The following is a 19382-nucleotide window of genomic DNA, read 5'->3' as shown; positions in this document are numbered from 1 at the left end:
ATATGGCAGCGATGAAGCCCCGTACCACTGGTGGAGAGATGGAAGCGGTAGAGGAGTCCCGCAAGATCGTGATGCGCATTCCTTCTGACGGGGGTGGGCGCATTGTCATTGAGCTCAGTAAAGAAGAAGCAGCGGAGCTGGGTTCACTCCTCGTAGCAGTTTCTAGCTAGTCTAGGAGCATGCTTTCACATATCGTCGATATTCTGGCCGATCCCGCCGATGGCAGCGCCCTGCAGGGCGCGGATGATTTTTCTCGCCTCGTGTCGGAGACCGGCCATTCTTATGACGTGGCCAAGCAGGGCTACGTCACGCTGGCAGCCGGCGCGGGCCTGAAACATCAGGGCGACGATGCCGCGATGGTTACCGCCCGCGAGACCTACCTGGCCATGGGGCACTTCGCGCCCTTCGTGGAGGCAGTGACCGGCGCGGTCCAGGACTCTTTGGAAACCCAGGATGCGGCTGAGCACGTAGCAGGCCTGGATGTGGACACCGCCCCCGCGCTCCTTGAGGTGGGCGCGGGCACGGGTTACTACCTTGCCCACACGCTCGATTCGATTGAGGGCGCTCGCGGCGTGGGCCTGGATATCTCCACACATGCGGCCAAGCACCTGGCCAAGTCGCACGAGCGCGTCGGTGCCGTGGTCGCGGATGTGTGGGAGCGTCTGCCGCTGAAGGATGATTCGATTCACGCCATCTCGGTCGTCTTCGCCCCGCGCAACCCGGCGGAATTCCAGCGCGTGCTCGCCCCCGGCGGGGAGGTTATTGTGCTGACTCCGCAGGCTGGCCACCTCGATGAGCTGCGGGAGCCTTTGGGCATCCTCGGCGTCGAGGAAGGAAAGGTGGAGCGTCTCTACGCGCAGGCGGAAGGTTTCCTTGAGCAGGCGGCCGACCCGGTCGATATTTCCTTCCCCATCGTCCTCGACAAGGCATCCATCGCTGCGCAGGTGGGAATGAGCCCTTCTGCGCGCCACATCAGCCCGGAAGGGCTGGCCGAGCGTATGGCCTCTCTGCCGCAAACCCTGACCGTGACGGCGCACGCTCGTCTGGACCGTCTGCGCTCTGCTTAATAGGCGGCTTTATTCTCGGCCGCATGCTGGTTGCATTTCTGGCCTAAACGCTTCAAAGCTGCAGCTGTGGCCCATCCTCAGCATTTCATGGCTACATCCCCGGTCCAGCCTCAGCATTTCATGGCTACATCCTCGGTCCGGCCTTGACGCCGCGCGGCTACCAAAACTTCCCTTCGCGCTCACTGGCAGCGCCCGCGACGGTTGTCTGAAGTCCACGGTGAGCGCGAAGGGCGGGGTGAGGCCCGGCCTGGCTGAGTGACGCGCGTCAGCTGCGTGGTCCCGCTGGCGCTCGAGGGCATCCTCGCTAATCTCCCTTCGCGCTCACCGGCAGCGCCCGCGGTGGTTGTTTGATGTCCACGGTGAGCGCGAAGGGTAGGGGAGCGCATTAAGAGGAGGACCGGTCATCCCGGTCCTCCTCTTATAGTTCAACACACGCGCGATGCGATTAAGAGCGCTTGGTGCCCTTTCGGCTCCACGACTGCTCAATGACAGCCTCGCCCTCCGTGCTGACCTCGATGGCAGAGCACCCGCCCTCGAAGTAGACGCGAGAGCTCATGGCCACCAAGCCGCCATCCACAAACACCTCAACGCTAGCGCCGTCCTGGATGACGGTGAGCGTGTCCGAATCGCCCTCAGCCAGCTGGGTCACCGCAGGAGCAGAGTCCTTGAAGTAGTGATCAAAGGCCTTCGACATGGAGCGATCCAGGCTGATCTCGGAGCCGGTGTGGCGGATGACCGCGGCGGCATCACCGTTACCGTCCTTCAGCGTGACGGTCACGGCGGAGCCTTCCGGAACCTCCAAAACACCAGTCCAGGATTGGGCATAATCGGAGAGCTTCACCGCATCCGGCAGACCCTCCGCCGGGGTCTGGTACAGCACACCGCCCTGCAGCGTGACCGCACGGGGCAGCGACAGGCTATTGGCCCAGCCCTCCGCCTCCCAGGATGGGTGCTTGGTGGCGTCGTCACCGCGACCGTTGCCGTTGAGCAGACCGAGGATGACCGCACGGTCGTAGCGGCGCTCTTGCGGAATCGTTCCGGTCGTGGTGTTGGTGTTGCGCGGGCGGGAGAAATCGTGGCCAAAGTCCACGCGCTGGAAACCCTTCGCCACGGTGAACACCGTGCCATCAAGGCGGCCCACGATATAGCCGGAAACATCGCGGCCCTCGCGCTCTAAGGTCACGAAGAGCACATCGTAGATTTCCCTATCGACCTCGTCGCGCAGGCGCACCAAGCGCGGCGAGACCACCGGCGGGATGGGGGAGGTAGCCGGAACCTCGCCCTCCTCAAAACCGGGGTCGCCGTCGAAGCTCAACGGCCCGAGGAGCGTCCAGGATTCGCCATCGGGGCTATCCAGGATCACCGGCACCGGCGCGTCCGAGTGCCCGGTCAGCGCAAGCATGAGCCAGCCATCGTGGCCTTCCTCGCGGTCCTCCTTAGCCCAATCTGGGACCACAGAGGGAGAGCGGAAGCGGTCGTGATTGGTGCTGGCACCGACAGCTTCGCCGAAGCGGACGACATCCGGGTCGAGCGCCGTAGGGTCATCGGAGACGACGCACTCATCGGCGTAGTCGGTGTAGCGCGCTAGGCGCACGCTCGTACCCACCGAGGTCACCGAGGTGAAATATAGGTTGAGGGCCTCCTTGCCCTCCGCGACGGAGCCAGCACGCAGCGACAGCTCTCCGCCCACGGGGGCGAGGACATCGTCGCAGTCGAGCCACTCAAAAGCTGTTTCTTCCGACGTGGAATGGCCCCAGCGTGCGGGCTGGTCAGCCGCGGGCCGGTACTGGTGGAACAGGTGCCACGTGTTACCGTCGCGGACGATTCCCGCGGGGGCTTCGAGGATCCCGGTGTCGGGAACGAAATGTAGTTCTGGGCGATGAGGCGGTTCGTTAAGAGTCACGGCAGTCCTTCCTACATCAACGAACGGTAAATGTCCACGGTCTGCTGCGCGATGGTAGCCCACGAGAAAGCATCAATGGCGCGCTGGCGACCGGCGCTGCCAAAGCGCTGCGTCAGTTCCTTGTCCGCTGCCACTCGATTCACGGCGGCGGCGAGATCAGCCTCAAAGGTGGCTTCATCAGCGGCATCGTAATTGACCAAAACGCCGGTCTCACCATCCACGACGACCTCTGGGATGCCACCCACATTGGAGGCTACGACCGCGGTGCCGCAAGCCATGGCTTCGAGGTTAACAATGCCCAGCGGCTCATAGATCGACGGGCAGACGAACACATCGGCACCGGAATAGACTTGCTTAATCTCCTCGCGGGACAGCATGTCCTTAACCCAGAACACACCATCGCGCTTGGAGCGCAACTCCTCCACGAGGGCTTCGGTCTCCGCCGCAATCTCCGGCGTATCCGGCGCGCCCGCACACAGCACGAGCTGGATATCCTCGTCAAAGCTCTGGGCCGCCTTGAGCAGGTGCTTCACGCCCTTCTGTCGGGTAATCCGGCCCACGAAGGCAACGACGGGACGCTGCTTGTCGACGCCCAACTTATCCAGCACCGCCGACTCACCCGGCTGCCACACCTGCGTATCGATGCCATTGAGGACCACATGCACCTTATCGGCGTCGATACGGGGGTAGGCATCCAAGATGGAATCTTTCATGCCGGCAGATACGGCGATGACGGCGTCGGCGTATTCCATCGCGTTCTTCTCCGACCAAGAGGAGACCTTATAACCGCCGCCCAGCTGCTCGCGCTTCCACGGGCGGTGCGGCTCGAGGGAGTGCGCGGTAACCACGTGGGGGATACCGTACAACCGGCTGGCGAGGTGCCCACCAAGGCCCGTGTACCACGTGTGCGAGTGAGCCACATCGATGTCGGAGGCGGCGTTGGCCATGCGTAGACCCGTAGACAGTGTCTGCAGCGCAGCGTTGGCATCCTTCAATGCGGGGTCAACGCCATGGACAAAAACGTCTTTCTCGTCGCGCTCAGACCCCATGCAGTGGACGGAGACATCGATGATCTCGCGCATGAAACGGGTGAGCTCTGCAACATGGACGCCAGCTCCACCGTAAATCTCAGGCGGATACTCCTTAGAAAAAATTCCGGCTCTCATACTCGCCAGAATACGGACATTCCGCAGCGCGCGCTAAACCTTCCTATCGCGCGCCTCGGGCGCGGCGCGCAGCGGCTTTGGGACGCAAACACGAAGGAAGCACGCAAGAGGGGTGAGGGAGGTTAAAGGGGGTAAAAACACGCAAACTTCTACTGCACGATGCGGAAAATGTCTATAAGTTGGGTGGTGTGAGAAGCCTTCCTAATGTCCTTGCCATTGTCCTTGCCGGCGGCGAGGGAAAGCGCCTCTTTCCGCTGACGGAAGACCGCGCTAAGCCCGCCGTTCCTTTCGGCGGCTCCTACCGCCTGATCGACTTCGTGCTGTCCAACCTCGTTAACGCCGGATACCTCAAGATTGCGGTGCTAACCCAGTACAAGTCCCACTCTTTGGACCGCCACATTTCCCAGGCGTGGAACCTGTCTGGCCCGACTCCGCAGTACATCGCCTCCGTACCCGCCCAGCAGCGCCGCGGTAAGCGTTGGTACAACGGTTCGGCCGATGCCATCTTGCAGTCGCTGAACCTGATTTATGACGAGAAGCCGGATTACGTCATCGTCTTTGGCGCCGACCACGTCTACCGCATGGACCCGGCCCAGATGGTGGAGGAGCACATCGCGACTGGCCTGGACTGCTCCGTGGCGGGCATCCGCGTCCCGCGCTCGGAGGCTTCTGCCTTCGGCTGCATCCAGGCGGATGGGATGGGCACGATTACGGAGTTCGTCGAGAAGCCTGCGAATCCCCCGGCCACCCCGGATGATCCGAACATGACCTACGCCTCCATGGGCAACTACGTCTTCACCACGCAGGCGCTTATCGACGCTTTGCTGGAAGACGAAAAGAATGAGGACTCCGCGCATGACATGGGCGGCAACATCATTCCTTATTTCGTGAAGCGTGAGCAGGCACACGTCTACGACTTCATGGCCAATGAGGTGCCCGGTTCTACGGAGCGTGACCATGGCTATTGGCGCGATGTCGGTACCATCGACTCCTTCTATGAGGCACACATGGACATGATTTCGGTGCACCCCATTTTCAACTTGTACAACCGTTCGTGGCCGATTCACTCCACGGATGACTCGAACTTCCCGCCGGCGAAGTTCGTGCAGAACGGTATCGCGCAGTCCTCGATGGTGGCTCCGGGCTGCATTGTCTCCGGCGGTACGGTGCGCAACTCTGTGCTCTCCTCGGACGTGCACGTGGCCGATGGCGCGACGGTGGAAGGCTCCGTCATCCTGCCGGGCGTGCGCATTGGACGCGGCGCGGTGGTCCGCCACGCCATCCTGGACAAGAACGTGGTGGTCAGCGATGGTGCGATCATCGGCGTGGACCGCGAGCGCGATGAGGAGCGCTTCAAGGTTTCCGAAGGTGGCGTGGTCGTCGTGGGTAAGAACGTAAAGGTCTAAGCCGCGAGACAGCACAGTAGTTTAAGCGGGCGTGCGGGTGGATTGAAGTCCACTCCACGCCCGATTTTCGTGGCTTTGATGGCGCCGACGAGTCCCAGGCTGCTTCAGGAGCCTGCGCGACAACACACCCTTGCAACAGCACACCCTGCAACATCACGCGCGGCACAACCACACCCTGCACCAACACACCCGTGCAACACCACAATCCTGCACCAACACACCCTTCGCGCTCACCGAGAGCGCGCGGCCCGCCTCGTGAAGCCCCACGGTGAGCGCGAAGGGCGGGGGTGGGAACGGAGAAGGAGTAAAAGTGGGCGCAAAGAAGGACACCGGCGCCACAGGGCGGGGTTTGCTCGGAGACGTATCAGTGGCTAAACCAATGGTGCCCTAAATGACGAAAGTCTCCGTGCCGATCGAAAACAGGCGATGGTTTTGGCAGATCGGGCAGTTTCAGAAGGTGGCTACAGCTTGGTGATGAGTGTCAGACCCGCACCGTAGGGCAGGCGCGTGACGGCCGCGCCCTCGAGGGAGCGGGCAACCTCGTCGGCCTCGCGGGCAGCGGCGGTGTCGCGGTCGGTGCGGGAGGGGTCGGCCACGGTGCCGTCGAGAAGCGCATTGGCCAGCACCAAAGTGCCGTGCTGGTGCAGCAGCGGCCAGGCGGCCTTGAGCAGCGCAGGCATGTCGAGCGCGGGGACCTCGGCGTAGATCACCTGGTAGGTGTCATTAGCCAGACGGCCCATGATGTCGAGGGGGCGCGAGGGTAAGAAACGGCCGCGGCTGGGGGAGTAGCCGGCCTCGCGGAAGGTTCGCTTGGCGCTGGCTTGGTGCTCTGCCTCCGGATCGATGCAGGTGAGGATTCCGTTCTCTGGCATGCCGGCAAGCAGATAGAGGCCCACGACGGATGCTGCGGGAGTAATCGCCACCGCCTGCGGCCGCGAGGTGGTGCCGGATGAAACCGCCGCGAGCGTGGTGAGCAACTGGCCGGTTGCCTCATCCGGGGCTGGCAGGCCATACTCCTCCGCGTGGGCGCGAGCGCCGGCGAGAACCTTGGAGACCTCGCTGGTGGATTCGATGTAGGTTCGCATTGCGTCATAAGCCGTAGTAGTCACAAAAGAAAACCATAGTGAAATCGCCACAGCTGCGTGCCGAGAATCGCCCGCAACTCTCCTCAGCTGTGACGCAAGAAGCGCATGTAAGGGGTGTGACGGATTCACAGGTTGCTCACAGGGCCGTGGCTGGAGTTTCGCCGCGCACTATAGAAAGATATTCGGCATGACCACACAGCAGCGCGAGTTTGAGCACGCTCACCGTTCCACCGATTCCTCCGCCACTGGCAGCCATGATGCCAGCGCTGAAACTGAGAAGTTGACCGGAACCGCTGCGTTCGACGCCGGCCAAGCCGATATGCCTTCCTGGGGTGAACTCGTGGCTGAGCACGCCGATGATGTCTACCGCTTGGCTTACCGCCTCTCCGGCAACCAGCACGATGCTGAAGACCTCACGCAGGAGACCTTCATGCGTGTCTTCCGCTCCTTGGATAAGTACCAAGCGGGAACCTTTGGGGGCTGGCTGCACCGCATCACCACCAACCTCTTCCTGGACATGGTCCGCCACCGCTCCAAGATCCGCATGGAGGCCCTGCCGGAGGATTATGAGCGCGTCCCCGGAACCGACATGACCCCGGAGCAGGCCTATTCGGTAGCTAACCTGGATCCGGCGCTGCAGTCCGCGCTGGATAACCTCGCACCGGATTTCCGCGTGGCGGTGGTTCTCTGTGATGTCGTGGGCATGAGCTACGACGAAATCGCCGAAACCCTCGGCGTCAAGATGGGCACCGTGCGCTCCCGCATCCACCGCGGCCGTTCCCAGCTGCGTGCCGCTCTGGAGAAGGAAGCCGAGAGCAACGCAGACACCCGCAGCCTGCTGCGTACGCGCTAGACTGGGCAGCGTTTAAGTCTGAGACCGCGAGAATTCTGCCGCCTAGGGCAGAGGAGCGCGCACTGAGGTGAGGTGACGTTGAGGTGAAAGCAGAAGGACATAGCAGCGACGGCCAGTCCCTGAGTCTGTCCGGATTCTTCACCGAGGCCCAAGCCAAAGTCCGCGATAAGGCGAAGGCCCGCGCCCAGCGGGCAGATACCATCGGCCATTTGGGGCCCGAGGCGGTCGTCGCTTTCGTCGACGGCGAGATGCCCGCCAAATATGCCCACCGCGTACGCATCCATCTCGTGCACTGCCCGGAATGCCGGGCAGAAATCCACCACCAGCGCAACGCCGCCGAGTGGGTTCGTGAATGCAGCGTGGAATCCCATGTCAAGGCTCCTGATTCCCTGATGGCGAAGCTTGCAGGTATCGCTCATCAGGGCGTAGGGCCCGGGCCGGATGCGGAAGCGCCTGCGCACCAGCCACGTCAGGATTTCTTGGACAAGGTGGAGATGGTTGTGCGCGCCATCCGGCACAACCAGCGGGGCTAAGAAGAGCCCCAAGCCTTCCGCGCGCCCGTCGCCCAGTTACCTCTAGCGAAGTAGTTAAGATAGTTTCGTGTTTTCCTCAATTGGTTGGGTAGAGATCCTCGTCATCGTGCTGCTGGGGCTGGTGATCATCGGCCCCGAGCGCTTGCCCGGCGTGATTATGGACGTCCGCGCGGCTATCTACGCCGCGCGCAAGGCCATTGCGAACGCCAAGGCGGAGCTCAACGGTGAGATGAGCGGTCTCGGCGCGGAGTTCGATGACCTCCGGGTGCCCCTGAGCCAGGCGGCGGAATGGACGCGCATGGGCCCGCGCGGGGTTATCACCAAGGCGCTTTTCGACGGCGACGATTCCGCCTGGGACGACTTCAACCCGAAGAAGATGGCTGAGGACATCAAGAAGAGCACCAGCCCGTATGAGCATGACGCGGAAATAAACAACCAACCCGCGCATAACCAGCAGGGGCCGGCACAGCCAGCGCCGGAGCAGAACACTGGCCGGCCGACCTTCGATTATTCGCAGGTCTATCCGGACCTTGGCGCCCAGCAGCCGGCGGGGGAGAAGGCGGCTAAAACGACACAGCCCCCGCGCGGCGGAAATGCATCCACCGGCGAGGGCAGCTCCTCCTGGGAGGACGTCACCTAAGGGTTATTTAGCCCTTGCGGGTGACACCCAAGCCAAGCTTCTTGCCCACGAGGGAATCGGAGCGCACCGCAATGGAATTCGCCACCTTGTTGATGGCTGCGGTAGCGGGGGAGTCGGGCGCAGAGATGACGATGGGGGTTCCGGCATCGCCAGCCGCGCGCAGGCTCGGGTCGAGCGGGATGCTCGACAGCAAAGGAACCTCGTGGCCCAGCAGCACGCTGAGGCGCTCGGCCACTACTGTGCCGCCGCCGGAGCCGAAGATATCCATGGTGGAACCATCCGGCATGACCATCGCACCCATGTTCTCAATCACGCCGGCCACGCGCTGGCGCGTTTGCTGCGAGATGGAACCGGCGCGCTCGGCAACCTCGGCCGCGGCCGCCTGCGGGGTGGTCACAATCAGCAGCTCCGCATTGGGGATGAGCTGGGCCACCGACAGTGCAACGTCGCCGGTACCCGGCGGCAGGTCGAGCAGGAGCACGTCCAAGTCACCCCAGAAGACGTCCGCGAGGAATTGCTGGAGGGCGCGGTGGAGCATCGGCCCGCGCCAGACCACCGGCGCATTGCCCTCCACGAACTGGCCAATAGAAATGTGCTTGATGCCGTGGGAGATGGGGGGAAGCAGCATTTCGTCGTCAAGCACTGTGGGGCCCGCCGTGGAACCCAGCAGGCTGGGCACGGAGTGGCCGTAAATATCGGCGTCCACGATGCCCACCTTGAGCCCCTTGTTGACCAAGGCAGCGGCCAGGTTCACCGTGACGGAGGACTTGCCCACGCCTCCCTTGCCGGAGGCCACCGCGAACACGCGGGTGGTGGACTCGGGCTTGGCAAAGGGGATCTCCGGCTCGGCTTGCCCGCCGCGCAGCTTCTGCTTGAGCTCTTTACGCTGCTCGTCGCTCATCGGAGTCATGGAGATGCTGATGTTGCCGACACCGTCGATCTCCGCCACGGCCGCGCGGGTATTGGACTCGATGGTGCCCTTCATCGGGCAGCCGGCGATGGTGAGATAAAGCTCGATGTCCACGTCCGGACCGTTGACGGCTACGGACTTCACCATGCCGAGCTCCGTGATGGGGCGTCCGATTTCTGGGTCATCGACGCGGGTGAGCGCGTCGCGAACGGAAGATTCAGTAATAGCGCTAGTCATAACGCGCATTAGTCTAGTCACTTGCTATCGGGGAGAGCCACACCGCCGTCTGGCCAGCGGGGTGTGTAAAATTCAGCCAGATGCCGCGGCCCAGCGCTGCGGACTGAGAACCCTGAAGAACAGCGACATGTGCGCTGCATGTCCGGTTGAATAGAAAGAATGCGCCTGATTCTGATGCCCCGCCTTATTGCACGTTCCCGCACCTTCGCCCGCGTTGTTGGGGTGGCCTTGGTGGGGGTTGCGGGGGCGTCGTTAAGCGCCTGCTCCGGGTATGAACCCAAGCCGGATCCGAACCCAGTGAACTCGGCGCCTATCACCATCATGATTGACCCGACATCCCATGAGCAGCGCGTGCTGGCGGAGATCTACCGCCAGACCCTGCGCGATGAGGGACGCGCGGCTACCGTTTCTCAGAAGCCAAAGCTGGTGCGTCAAGGAGGGGAGCACATCAGCGGGGTCAGCACTAACGGCAACTTCTTCGTGGGCTGCACGGGTGAATTCTTAAGCGTCTACAACCCGGAGGAAGCCCGCGCGATTTCCAAGGACTACGTGGCTGCCAAGGAAGAGGGCACCAAGGACGTGGACTTTTTGGAGCGCACCCACGTCGCGCTCATGGCCTCGCTGCCACCGGAGGTCTCCGTGGTGGAGCCTGCCGGTGCCGCAGGCTGCCCTAATTCAAAGCCGGAGCTTCCACAGAATTACGTCGTGGTCTACCAAGACGGGCTATTTAACCGCGATGAGAAGCTGGAAGTTGCCTCCTTTACCAAGTTCCTCACCGCGCAGGATCTCGATGAAGTGGTGAAGGAAGTAGACGACTCCGAGGACTTTGAAGAGACCGTGCGCGCCTGGATGGAGGCCAACCTCATGCAGAACCTCAACGAGGAAGGCGACTCCAACTCTTCCGGTGGCTCGGATTTGGTCCACGAGGAATCCTAGGAGATACAAGCTAGGGGGCGCAGTCCTCGGCGCCTGGGGGAACAACCTAGGACTGTATAAAACGGCGCTGGACACGCCCTGCTTGGCGACGTCTCGCCGCACCGCCCCACTCCCTACGTGTGGAAAACGATCAGTATCTCACAGAGTGGTCGATTCCAGGAAATCTATAATTCCCACGCGCTTGTGTACTTATTCTTAAAGATTCCAGGTAAAACCCTGTTTTTCTTGCGGGTTTATGTATAGGAGGGTACAATTTCTAGCGTTCACCTGCCTATTTCCTGTCAATCCTTAAACGAATTTGTGAGGAAATGCCTTGAGAAGCCGCCGCGGCTTTCGGGTTTCCACACTGTGGGGTGGGGCAGGGTACTGCATTTGAAAGGACCTAAGGAATGAATGCACCACGAAGTGGCTCGGCCCGTCGGCCCTCTTCCCGTAAAGGAGTAGCAGCACTTTCTGCTATTACACTCGCGCTGAGCGGCCTCAGCATCACCTCTTTTAATACTGTGGTCCCCGAGGCCACAGCAGCTTCTGGCTTTACCGGCGGCCTCCGCGGCAGCGACGGCAACGGCGCGGTAGAGCAGGACGCCCAGAAGGCCTCCGACCTGCCGGCCGGTTCGTGTGTTGTCGGCTCAAACGCTCAGAAGGGCAGCCAGGCTGGTTTCAGCTGGAACACCCAAGAACCGACTGGTGAGACCCCTTCGAAAACCCGGTGGGGTTTGAGCGTCGCCTTTGATAACTCGAAGGACCGCACGTTCGCTGATTGGGGCTTTACCAATTCAGGCAATATGGGCGCGTACCTCGACGCAGGCCAATTCCAGTCGATGAATGTCGGCCAGACGTTTCTTCCAGGCGAGGTAGTCACGCACAAGGCCGACGAATTCCTCGCTATTACCCCTTCTAGGACACAGCGAAACCTGAACCTCAACGCGGAACTGACCGATGCGAAAGTCAAGCAGTTCGCTGAGGCCACCGCCGCCAACCCGGTACGTTACGCCTGGCAGGGTAACTATAAGCAGGAAAATCCCGACCCAAGGACTAGGGCCACCCGGGGAGAATCTGCAGGCTTTACGGCCGTCGTGAACCCGTGGCCGAGTGAGAACATCGAATGTAACCCGATCACGGTCTCGTGGAAGAACCAGGAGAAGCTGGTCATCAGGCCGGGCGAGGTGCTCGAGGTCGGCAAGATCAACGTTCCTGCTGTTACTGGTGGCGGCACGGATGACTCCATGTCCCGCATGGTCGTGGAGGCTTTCGACTCGCAAGGTAACTTTATCGGCACGAGTGACCCCGACGCGTCCGCTGAAGACAAGCGCCTGACTATTGACGCTGACGGCACCATCAAGTACACCATGCCGAAGTACAAGGGCACGAAGCTGAGCGATCAGCAGGGCATGCGCTTCAGTGTGCTGGCCAAGCCGCGTACGGTTACACAGCTCCAGGACGCTGCTAAGAGCAACAATGAGTTTCTCGAGCATGATGGAGCCTTCGAAAGCTCGAACTCGCTAACGCGCTATAACAAGCCGAACGTTATCGGGAACCACCAGTGGAGCTTCGACGACACCCAGTTCCACGATCCGGAGTATTCTCCGGTCCAGCAATCGGTGACCTCTGGTGTTGATAAGACTACTAATACAGTTGTGACTGGGCGCCAGACGCTGACCTATAAGCAGGTTGGTGACAAGATCGCTGATTTGGTGAGGAAGCGTGAGGACGGCGGCGTTGAAGCCGAGGTCAAGCTTGATAAGCGCTATGTCTACCAGGGCTGGGACGCCAAGTTAGATCCAAACACCTATGACGTCACCGTCACGACACCTGCCAACCCGCTCCCGGGTACCTTTGCGCAGCCCCAGGTCATTGTCACCTATTCCAATGGTTCGCGGGATATTATCCCGCTGCTCGCAGTTATTGATCCGAACAATACCCAGGTGACGGAACTTGCTGTCAGAGGAACCGTCGAGGGCCCAGCTGGTAAAGTACTCGTTTCAGAGCTTGATTTAAAGCCCAGCTTTGAGGGATACGACCCAGTCCGGCCCAAGTCTTTTGATGTTGACCCTGCGTCCGTTCCGGAAGGATGGAAAGTAACGGTCGATGATGATGGAACTGTAAAGGTCAAGGCGACGTCGCCGGAAGCTGCTAAGAACAACACTAAGATTTTGCCGAGGGTTATCGCTACCTACCCAGATGGGACGACCGATACCGTTGAGGTTCCCTTCCAGATCGTCAATGCGATCAAGGTTCCGGACTACACCGCGGAATCCGGCCACATAAATGAAACGGTTACGCTTCAGCCGACCTTGCCGGAGATTGGCTTGGGCGGTCGCGCCGATGACGAGAAGCCCAATCGCTATACTTTCCCAGACGGTTCTTTGGAGTACAAATATGGTGACTGGACAGTCACTATCGACGAGAATACTGGTGAGCTGACTTCGACGATTCCGGAAACAGCTATACCTGGCGCGCGACTAACCATCCCAGTGAAGGCTTACTACGCTGCGGGCGCTACCCCACAGGTGGTGACCGGAACCATCAACGTTATTGGTGATGGTTCCGGTAAGGACTTCGCTTCCTACCCTGCGCAGGTGACTAAGGCAGGGGAGAAGGTGACTTCGGATATCGATACGATGTTGTCCGATCCGAAGCTCGCTAAGTACAAGTTGCCTGATAACTTGCCGCAGGACTGGGAGTTCGGCATTGATGAGAAGGGTACGGTTACCGCAACCCCGAATGCGACAGTGGAGAATGGTACGACTGTCACCGTCAATGTAGAAGTAACCTACCCGGATGGTTCCACCGCTACTGTTCCGGCAGAGTTTACGGTCATCGATGCCTACGCGCGTACGAATGACCCCTTGTATCCGACGGTTAGTGGTCAACCCGGTACATTAGTGGTTAGCCAGGTGGATCGTACTAACCTGTACGATGCTGCTGAACCGAAGTTTTCCATTATTACGGATCCGAATGACCCGGATTATATTGATCCACCCCGCAACCTGAAATGGGAAGATGTGAAGATTGACCCGGTTACGGGTGTCATCACCACTCCGATCAGCAAGTTTGCTCTGCCTGGAACCTCTGCGGATATCCCTGTTCGTGTCACATACAAAGACGGTTCGACTGATAAGACGATTGCCACAGTCGTCGTTAAGGCGGAAGTACGGCAGGTTTATGAGGCACAGTACTTGCTGCAAAACACCACGCCTGGTGGAACAATTAAGTCCGAGATTACGGAAGTAACGAGGATTCCTGAACGCGACCTCGCTAAGGATCCTTCGAAGCGTTTCCAGGTGCCCTCAGACTTCAATGGATGGAAGGTCAGCGTCGACGAAAACGGTGTCGTCACCGCCACCGCACCGAAGGACGCTCGACCTGGTGACGGCGTGAGTATCCCTGTTACCGTCACTTACTATGACGGCTCCACCGACACGGTCTATGCACCGTTTAATGTCAAGGAGAACCAGAAGGACATCAGCGAGCCTACATACCCGGTCGAATCAACCAAGCCAGGCGCCGAGGTGAAGCGTTCCGTTAACCGGGACGGTGCGCCGAACGGTACGACCTTCTCCTTCGGCTTGGACGGCGACAAGCCGAAAACTGAGGACACCGTTGACGGGTGGACCTACAAGATCGATCCGAAGACCGGTGAGGTTTCCGTAACCCCGCCCGCTGACTCTAAGCCGGGTGACAAGCACGTACACAACGTCACGGTGACGTACCCCGATGGTTCGACCGACGAGACTCCAGTAACCACTGTGGTGAACTTGACTCAGAACTTCGAGGTCGATCCAACCTACCCGCCGGAGACTACGTTCCCTGGTGAGACGGTTACTTCTCCGCTCACTATTGAGCTGCCTGAAGGTATTACCGTGGCGCCGGATCAGCCGTACAAGATCACTCCGGCTGATGGCTACACTGCAACCGGGGATAAAAACGAGTTTGGTAATCCGACGTACACGGTTACGACGGCCAACGGCAATTGGCTGGTCGGCTTGGATGACAAGGGCAACGTAATTGCTACTGCACCTAAGACCGCGAAGCCGGGTGACTCTATCAAGGTTCCGGTCACGGTTACCTACTCCGACGGTTCCACCGATCGGATTTATGCACCGATCAACATCCAGGATGCCCCGACGCGCGAGGTGCCGTTCGATGTTGAGTACAAGTTCGATGACACCGTCCCGCAGGGCACCTACAAGGTCGAAACCGAAGGTGTTCCAGGCACAGAGGTACAGGACCGAAAGGGCAAGTGGTCGCAGACCAAGGCTCCGGTCAATGAGGTCGTCGTCATTGGTACCAAGCCTGCAAAGGCTACCGATGAAATGACTTGGAAGATGTCTACTGGTTTCGACACCATCATGCGTCCGAACTCGGCGCTCAAGCCGGGTGAGGTGAAGGTTGTTCAGGAGGGCGAAGCTGGCGAGCACACCATCACTGCGAAATTCGACGCCACCCTTGAGCCGGGCGGTGTTCCAACGGTGAAGACCACGTCGGATACCGTGACCAAGGATCCGAAGCCACGCATTGTGGAGTACGGCCCGCGCCTTGAGGATCAGGAACTGGTTTTCACTGACAAGAACCGCATCCCGTTCGAGACTGAGATCATTTATGACGACACTCTTAAGGCTGGCGAGCAGGTCGTTAAACAGAAGGGTGAAGAAGGCGAAGAGACCGTTACGACTAAGCAGAAGCTTGTCGACGGAATACCTTCCGGTGATCCGGTAGTCACCAAGGAACGGACTAAGGCTCCGGTCAAGCAGATCATCCGCGTTGGTGGCAAGACCACTGGTGAGAACGTCGAAACCTTCAAGACGGAAGCTCCGTTCAAGGTCGTCATCAAGTACGACCCGAACATGCCTGCTGGTGAGTCCAAGGTGACGACGCCAGGTGTTCCGGGTGAGAAGACGGTGACGATCAAGCGCAACATCACCAACTCGAACCCGGACAGTGAGCCGACGGTCTCTGAAGAGATCACGAAGCAGCCTGTCGACGAGGTCATCACCGTTGGTACCAAGCAGGCCACTGCGACCGATACGGTCGAGTGGAAGGAGCCGATTCCATTCGGCACGACTCTGCGTCCGAACCCTGACCTCGCTCCGGGTGAGACTAGGGTGGTTCAGGAAGGCAAGAACGGCGAGGCTTCCTATGCTGCAGTCTTTACCAGCACCAACGGTGAAGCACAGGTTAAGGAAGTCAAGGCCCGCACTGAACCTGTCGAGCGCATCGTCGAGTACGGCCCGAAGGCTGAAGACACCTCTGTGGTAACCAAGACTGAGAAGCCGGTGCCGTTCGAGACGAAGATTACCGCGGACCCGAACTTGGAGGCAGGCAAGCAGGTCGTCGACAAGCAGGGTGAGCTCGGCACTGATGTCGAGACCTCTACTCAGAAGATCGTGGATGGCAAGCCTTTCGGCGAGCCGACCGTGACGACTGAGCGCACCAAGGAGCCGGTTGCGGCCGAGATTCGTGTGGGTACCAAGACCGAGGGCTCTCATGAGACAGTGACCGAGGTTGACGTTCCATTCGAAACCGAGATTCAGTTCGACGACACCATGGAGGCCGGCACCCAGGAAACGGTTCAAGAAGGTAAGCCGGGCAAGGACAAGGTAACGACGACTCAGAAGATTGAGAACTCGAATGTTGTCGGTACCGAGACCAAGACCGAGCGCGTGACCGAGCCTGTCAAGAAGATCATCAAGGTCGGCACTAAGGGCAAGACCACGTCCAAGACCATCGAGTGGACCGAAAACACCCCATTCGAAGTTGAGGTTCGGGTTAACCCTGAACTCAAGCCGGGTGAGACCAAGGTCGTCCAAGAAGGAAAGCCGGGCGCGATCAAGCACACCGTCAACGTGAAGTCTGAGAATGGTGAAATCACTACTGAAGATTCCACGGAGGTCGTCAGCGAGCCGACCAAGCGCATCATCGAGGTCGGGTCTGCCCCGACGCAGACTGAGCTGACCGATAAGCACAAGGAGAGCATCCCGTTCGATACTCTCGTTGAGACTGACCCGAACCTCGAGGCTGGAAAGGTCGTTGAGGAGCAACCTGGTTCCTTCGGAGAGAAGGAGATCACCAAGGTCTGGAAGCTGGAGAACGGTGTTCCTGTCGGTGGCCCGGAGACCAACGAGAATGTGACCAAGGAACCGACGCCACGCAAGCTGCGCATCGGTACCAAGGCCGTCACGGAGACCTCTAAGGTCACCACGACGGAGAAGGTTACCGAGACCAGCAACACCACCACGACGGTGACGGAGAAGGAGCCGGCCCCGTACCCGGATCCGGAACTGGAGCGCTCCTTCTACGGTGTTGAGCTGGTTAAGCCTGGCCAGTCTGAGTCTCAGGACGTAAAGAAGCACACGGACGGCAACACCTATGAGGTGCCATCGGACGTGGACGGCTGGACCGTCTCCGTTGACGAGAACGGCCGGGTGACGGCAACTGCACCGTCGACGGCGAAGTCCGGCGACTACATCGAGGTTCCGGTAACGGTGACCCCGAAGGGCGGCAAGCCGTACGTCACCAACGCTGTCTTCATCGTGAAGGAAGACCCGCAGGATGAGCCCACGGAGCCGACCGAGCCGACTGAACCAGATGATCCCGAGCTGATCCCGGCACCGACCTACAACCCGGATGTCATCAAGGCCGGCGATACCAAGAAGGTTGGAATCAACTACGGCCACACTGAGGGCAACACCTACGAGTTGGGTGAGATTCCGGCTGGTTGGACCGTGACCATTGATGAGTCCACGGGTGAGCTGACGGTTACTCCGCCGGCTGATACCCCAAGCGGCACCATCAAGGAGATTCCGGTCAAGGTGACCACGAAGAACGGTGATGTCTTCAACGTGAAGACTGTTATCGGTGTCGTTAGCGATAACTGTGGCTGTGGCCCAGTTGAGCCGACGGAACCAACCGAACCAACGGATGAACCGACCGAAGAACCCACGGACGACCCGACCAAGCCGACCGAAGAACCCACGGACGACCCGACCAAGCCGACCGAGCCGACGGACGACCCGACCAAGCCGACCGAGCCGACGGACGAGCCGACCAAGCCGACCGAGCCGACGGACGAGCCGAGCGCAAGTCCAACGACGACGGTGACGGTCACCACGACGGTCAATCCGTCTGAGCCCGAGCCATCCGAGGATCCCTCGGAGCCTCAGCCGACTTCTGAAACCCCAACGCCGACGCCTTCTGATAGTGGCACTACGACGGTAACTGTCACTGAGACAAAGGAGTCTCCGGAGCCGAAGCCGAGTGAGGAGCCAGAACCCTCTGGTACCGCAAAGCCGACGACGTCCAACACGGCTAAGCCGACCACCACGGTAACGGTGACTGAGGATCCGTCTCGTCCGAAGCCGTCGGAGGAGCCGACCACAGACAAGCCGAAGCCGTCAGAGGACCCGACTGTAACGGTGACTGTGACAGAGACCAAGGGCACGCCGGAACCGAAGCCGACCGACGAGTCGACGACTCCGTTGGTTCCGACTGAACCGACGGATCCGACTCAGCCGAACGAGCCAAATGAGCCGAACGAGCCAGGTGAGCCGGGAGAGCCGGGCAAGCCAGGTGAGCCTAACGAGCCTCGTATACCTGAGCTCGGTGGGTTGTGGCCGCTGCTCATTCCGCTGGTTCTTGTGCCGCCGGTCTTGAGTCACTTCTTCAAGCCGCCGCATGATCCTGCACTGCCGCAGAAGCCGTTTGAGCCGCTGAAGCCGCTGGATCCGAAGGCCCCGGCCCCTGGCGAGGCCCCGCAGCCGCAGGCACCAGGTGAGGCTCCGAATCAGCCGCAGGCACCAGGTGAGGCAGCACAGCCGAGTGCTGTGGAGTCCAACAACAATGCTCAGCCGAGCCAGAGCGACAATACCACTCGCTCTACTAGCTCGCCCTCGAGCACGAAGGACTCCAAGAAGAGCTCCTCTTCTAGAGCCCTGGCGAATACCGGTGCAAATATCCTGTGGCTACTTGCCGCAGCATGGGCACTGATTGCTGGAGCAGTACTGCTTCTGCGTCCTGGTCGCCGCAAGGAGTCCTAGTCCGCTAGGAAGCGTCAGGGCCGGGCTGGCCCTGAAGACACGGTTTACTAAGCCGTGAATGAAACGCCCGAGCATAAGCTCGGGCGTTTCTCTTTTTGCCTAGTTCATTGCGGTGGTTCGATTTCGTTGTTGAGAGCCAATGCGGTGTATTAGGGCAGAGCCCAGACTGTGCGGCAGGGAAACGGCGGATACCGTCTTGATTGACCCGGTGACGTCGTTCGCTCACCTCAGAAACGGCTTAACTAGCGGCGCGCGTCGTTATGTGTGACTGCAATCGCGGTCTTCGTTGCTTCACCTGTGGCATCCCGTCCCGGTGTTCGTCGTCAAAGAAGCCACCAGTGGTGCCGGCATCTCATGCAAGCCTCCCTTCGCGCTCACGGGGGTGCGTCGGGAGGCTGATTAAGGTTCCACGGTGAGCGCGAAGGGGAGGGGCGTGGTCATGGTCGCGGGGGACTGGTTGGTCGATATGACACTGGAGACTGCAACATTGCACTTACGCGCGAGATCGTTGCGGTGCCCGCCCGCGGCGGTTCGGCTGGCTTGTAGACCTCATCCCTGGCCTCGTCTTTCTAGCGAAATAAAAGGCCCCGGCCACCACACTCGTAGTGAG

General features: G+C 60.3%; 12 protein-coding genes. 8 read left to right on the top strand and 4 right to left on the bottom strand.

What is annotated here, in order from left to right; translation table 11 throughout:
• Positions 1–2: 2 nt before the first annotated feature.
• Together HMPREF2526_RS10935 and HMPREF2526_RS10930 are read left to right on the top strand one after the other, a co-directional pair.
• Positions 3–170 carry a DUF3117 domain-containing protein gene (locus tag HMPREF2526_RS10935; RefSeq protein WP_010187237.1) on the top strand — a complete coding sequence of 56 codons (168 nt, stop codon included), beginning with the start codon at positions 3–5 and terminating at the stop codon, positions 168–170.
• 9 nt (positions 171–179) lie between these two features.
• Entirely contained in the window at positions 180–1067 is an 888-nt protein-coding gene (locus HMPREF2526_RS10930; protein WP_070547278.1) for a methyltransferase domain-containing protein, read from the top strand.
• Positions 1068–1512: 445 nt separating this feature from the next.
• Here HMPREF2526_RS10930 and HMPREF2526_RS10925 read toward each other — a convergent pair whose 3' ends face one another.
• On the bottom strand, positions 1513–2970 hold the full coding sequence (locus tag HMPREF2526_RS10925; protein WP_046648298.1) for a GH32 C-terminal domain-containing protein: 1458 nt from the start codon (positions 2968–2970) through the stop codon (positions 1513–1515).
• Positions 2971–2981: 11 nt separating this feature from the next.
• Positions 2982–4136: a glycogen synthase gene (gene glgA, locus HMPREF2526_RS10920; protein ID WP_070547277.1), complete on the bottom strand. Its 1155-nt coding sequence runs from the start codon at positions 4134–4136 to the stop codon at positions 2982–2984.
• 188 nt (positions 4137–4324) lie between these two features.
• On the opposite strand from glgA, the gene glgC reads away from it, so the two are divergent.
• The gene (gene glgC, locus HMPREF2526_RS10915; protein WP_046648300.1) at positions 4325–5542 is read left to right on the top strand and encodes a glucose-1-phosphate adenylyltransferase; all 1218 of its coding nucleotides are present in this window, start codon (positions 4325–4327) and stop codon (positions 5540–5542) included.
• A 461-nt stretch (positions 5543–6003) separates the two neighbouring features.
• Here glgC and HMPREF2526_RS10910 read toward each other — a convergent pair whose 3' ends face one another.
• The gene (locus tag HMPREF2526_RS10910) at positions 6004–6651 is read right to left on the bottom strand and encodes an O-methyltransferase (RefSeq protein ID WP_070547276.1); all 648 of its coding nucleotides are present in this window, start codon (positions 6649–6651) and stop codon (positions 6004–6006) included.
• A gap of 163 nt (positions 6652–6814) precedes the next feature.
• On the opposite strand from HMPREF2526_RS10910, the gene sigE reads away from it, so the two are divergent.
• The 3 genes from sigE to HMPREF2526_RS10895 all read left to right on the top strand — a co-directional run bounded on the left by sigE (position 6815) and on the right by HMPREF2526_RS10895 (position 8653).
• The gene (sigE, locus tag HMPREF2526_RS10905) at positions 6815–7480 is read left to right on the top strand and encodes an RNA polymerase sigma factor SigE (RefSeq protein ID WP_070516829.1); all 666 of its coding nucleotides are present in this window, start codon (positions 6815–6817) and stop codon (positions 7478–7480) included.
• Positions 7481–7563: 83 nt separating this feature from the next.
• Positions 7564–8013 carry an anti-sigma factor family protein gene (locus HMPREF2526_RS10900; RefSeq protein ID WP_046648303.1) on the top strand — a complete coding sequence of 150 codons (450 nt, stop codon included), beginning with the start codon at positions 7564–7566 and terminating at the stop codon, positions 8011–8013.
• A 67-nt stretch (positions 8014–8080) separates the two neighbouring features.
• Positions 8081–8653 carry a twin-arginine translocase TatA/TatE family subunit gene (locus HMPREF2526_RS10895; protein WP_070516831.1) on the top strand — a complete coding sequence of 191 codons (573 nt, stop codon included), beginning with the start codon at positions 8081–8083 and terminating at the stop codon, positions 8651–8653.
• A gap of 7 nt (positions 8654–8660) precedes the next feature.
• Here the strand turns inward: HMPREF2526_RS10895 and HMPREF2526_RS10890 are convergent, their stop codons facing one another.
• A complete protein-coding gene (locus HMPREF2526_RS10890; protein WP_210384419.1) occupies positions 8661–9800 on the bottom strand; it encodes an Mrp/NBP35 family ATP-binding protein in 1140 nt (379 codons plus the stop codon).
• A 159-nt stretch (positions 9801–9959) separates the two neighbouring features.
• Here HMPREF2526_RS10890 and HMPREF2526_RS10885 point away from each other — a divergent pair, with 159 nt between their 5' ends.
• A complete protein-coding gene (locus HMPREF2526_RS10885; RefSeq protein WP_070547274.1) occupies positions 9960–10736 on the top strand; it encodes a hypothetical protein in 777 nt (258 codons plus the stop codon).
• A 389-nt stretch (positions 10737–11125) separates the two neighbouring features.
• Positions 11126–18772 (top strand): G5 domain-containing protein, encoded by a 7647-nt coding sequence (locus HMPREF2526_RS13305; protein ID WP_070547273.1) that lies wholly within the window; start codon positions 11126–11128, stop codon positions 18770–18772.
• The last annotated feature ends 610 nt before the right edge of the window (positions 18773–19382 follow it).

Origin of the sequence: Corynebacterium sp. HMSC070E08, assembly GCF_001808895.1 — a bacterium.
In the GTDB taxonomy this organism is placed as follows: Bacteria; Actinomycetota; Actinomycetes; order Mycobacteriales; family Mycobacteriaceae; genus Corynebacterium; species Corynebacterium hiratae.
The sequence above is the reverse complement of the archived record's forward strand: the minus strand, read 5'-3'. Positions and strand labels throughout refer to the sequence as shown.

What these genes read in the sequence shown, in the direction of transcription:
- HMPREF2526_RS10935 (WP_010187237.1), top strand. Translation starts at nt 3, where the DNA reads ATGGCAGCGATGAAGCCCCGTACCACTGGTGGAGAGATGGAAGCGGTA.
- HMPREF2526_RS10930 (WP_070547278.1), top strand. Translation starts at nt 180, where the DNA reads ATGCTTTCACATATCGTCGATATTCTGGCCGATCCCGCCGATGGCAGC.
- glgA (WP_070547277.1), bottom strand. Translation starts at nt 4,136, where the DNA reads ATGAGAGCCGGAATTTTTTCTAAGGAGTATCCGCCTGAGATTTACGGT.
- sigE (WP_070516829.1), top strand. Translation starts at nt 6,815, where the DNA reads ATGACCACACAGCAGCGCGAGTTTGAGCACGCTCACCGTTCCACCGAT.
- HMPREF2526_RS10890 (WP_210384419.1), bottom strand. Translation starts at nt 9,800, where the DNA reads ATGACTAGCGCTATTACTGAATCTTCCGTTCGCGACGCGCTCACCCGC.
- HMPREF2526_RS10885 (WP_070547274.1), top strand. Translation starts at nt 9,960, where the DNA reads ATGCGCCTGATTCTGATGCCCCGCCTTATTGCACGTTCCCGCACCTTC.
- HMPREF2526_RS13305 (WP_070547273.1), top strand. Translation starts at nt 11,126, where the DNA reads ATGAATGCACCACGAAGTGGCTCGGCCCGTCGGCCCTCTTCCCGTAAA.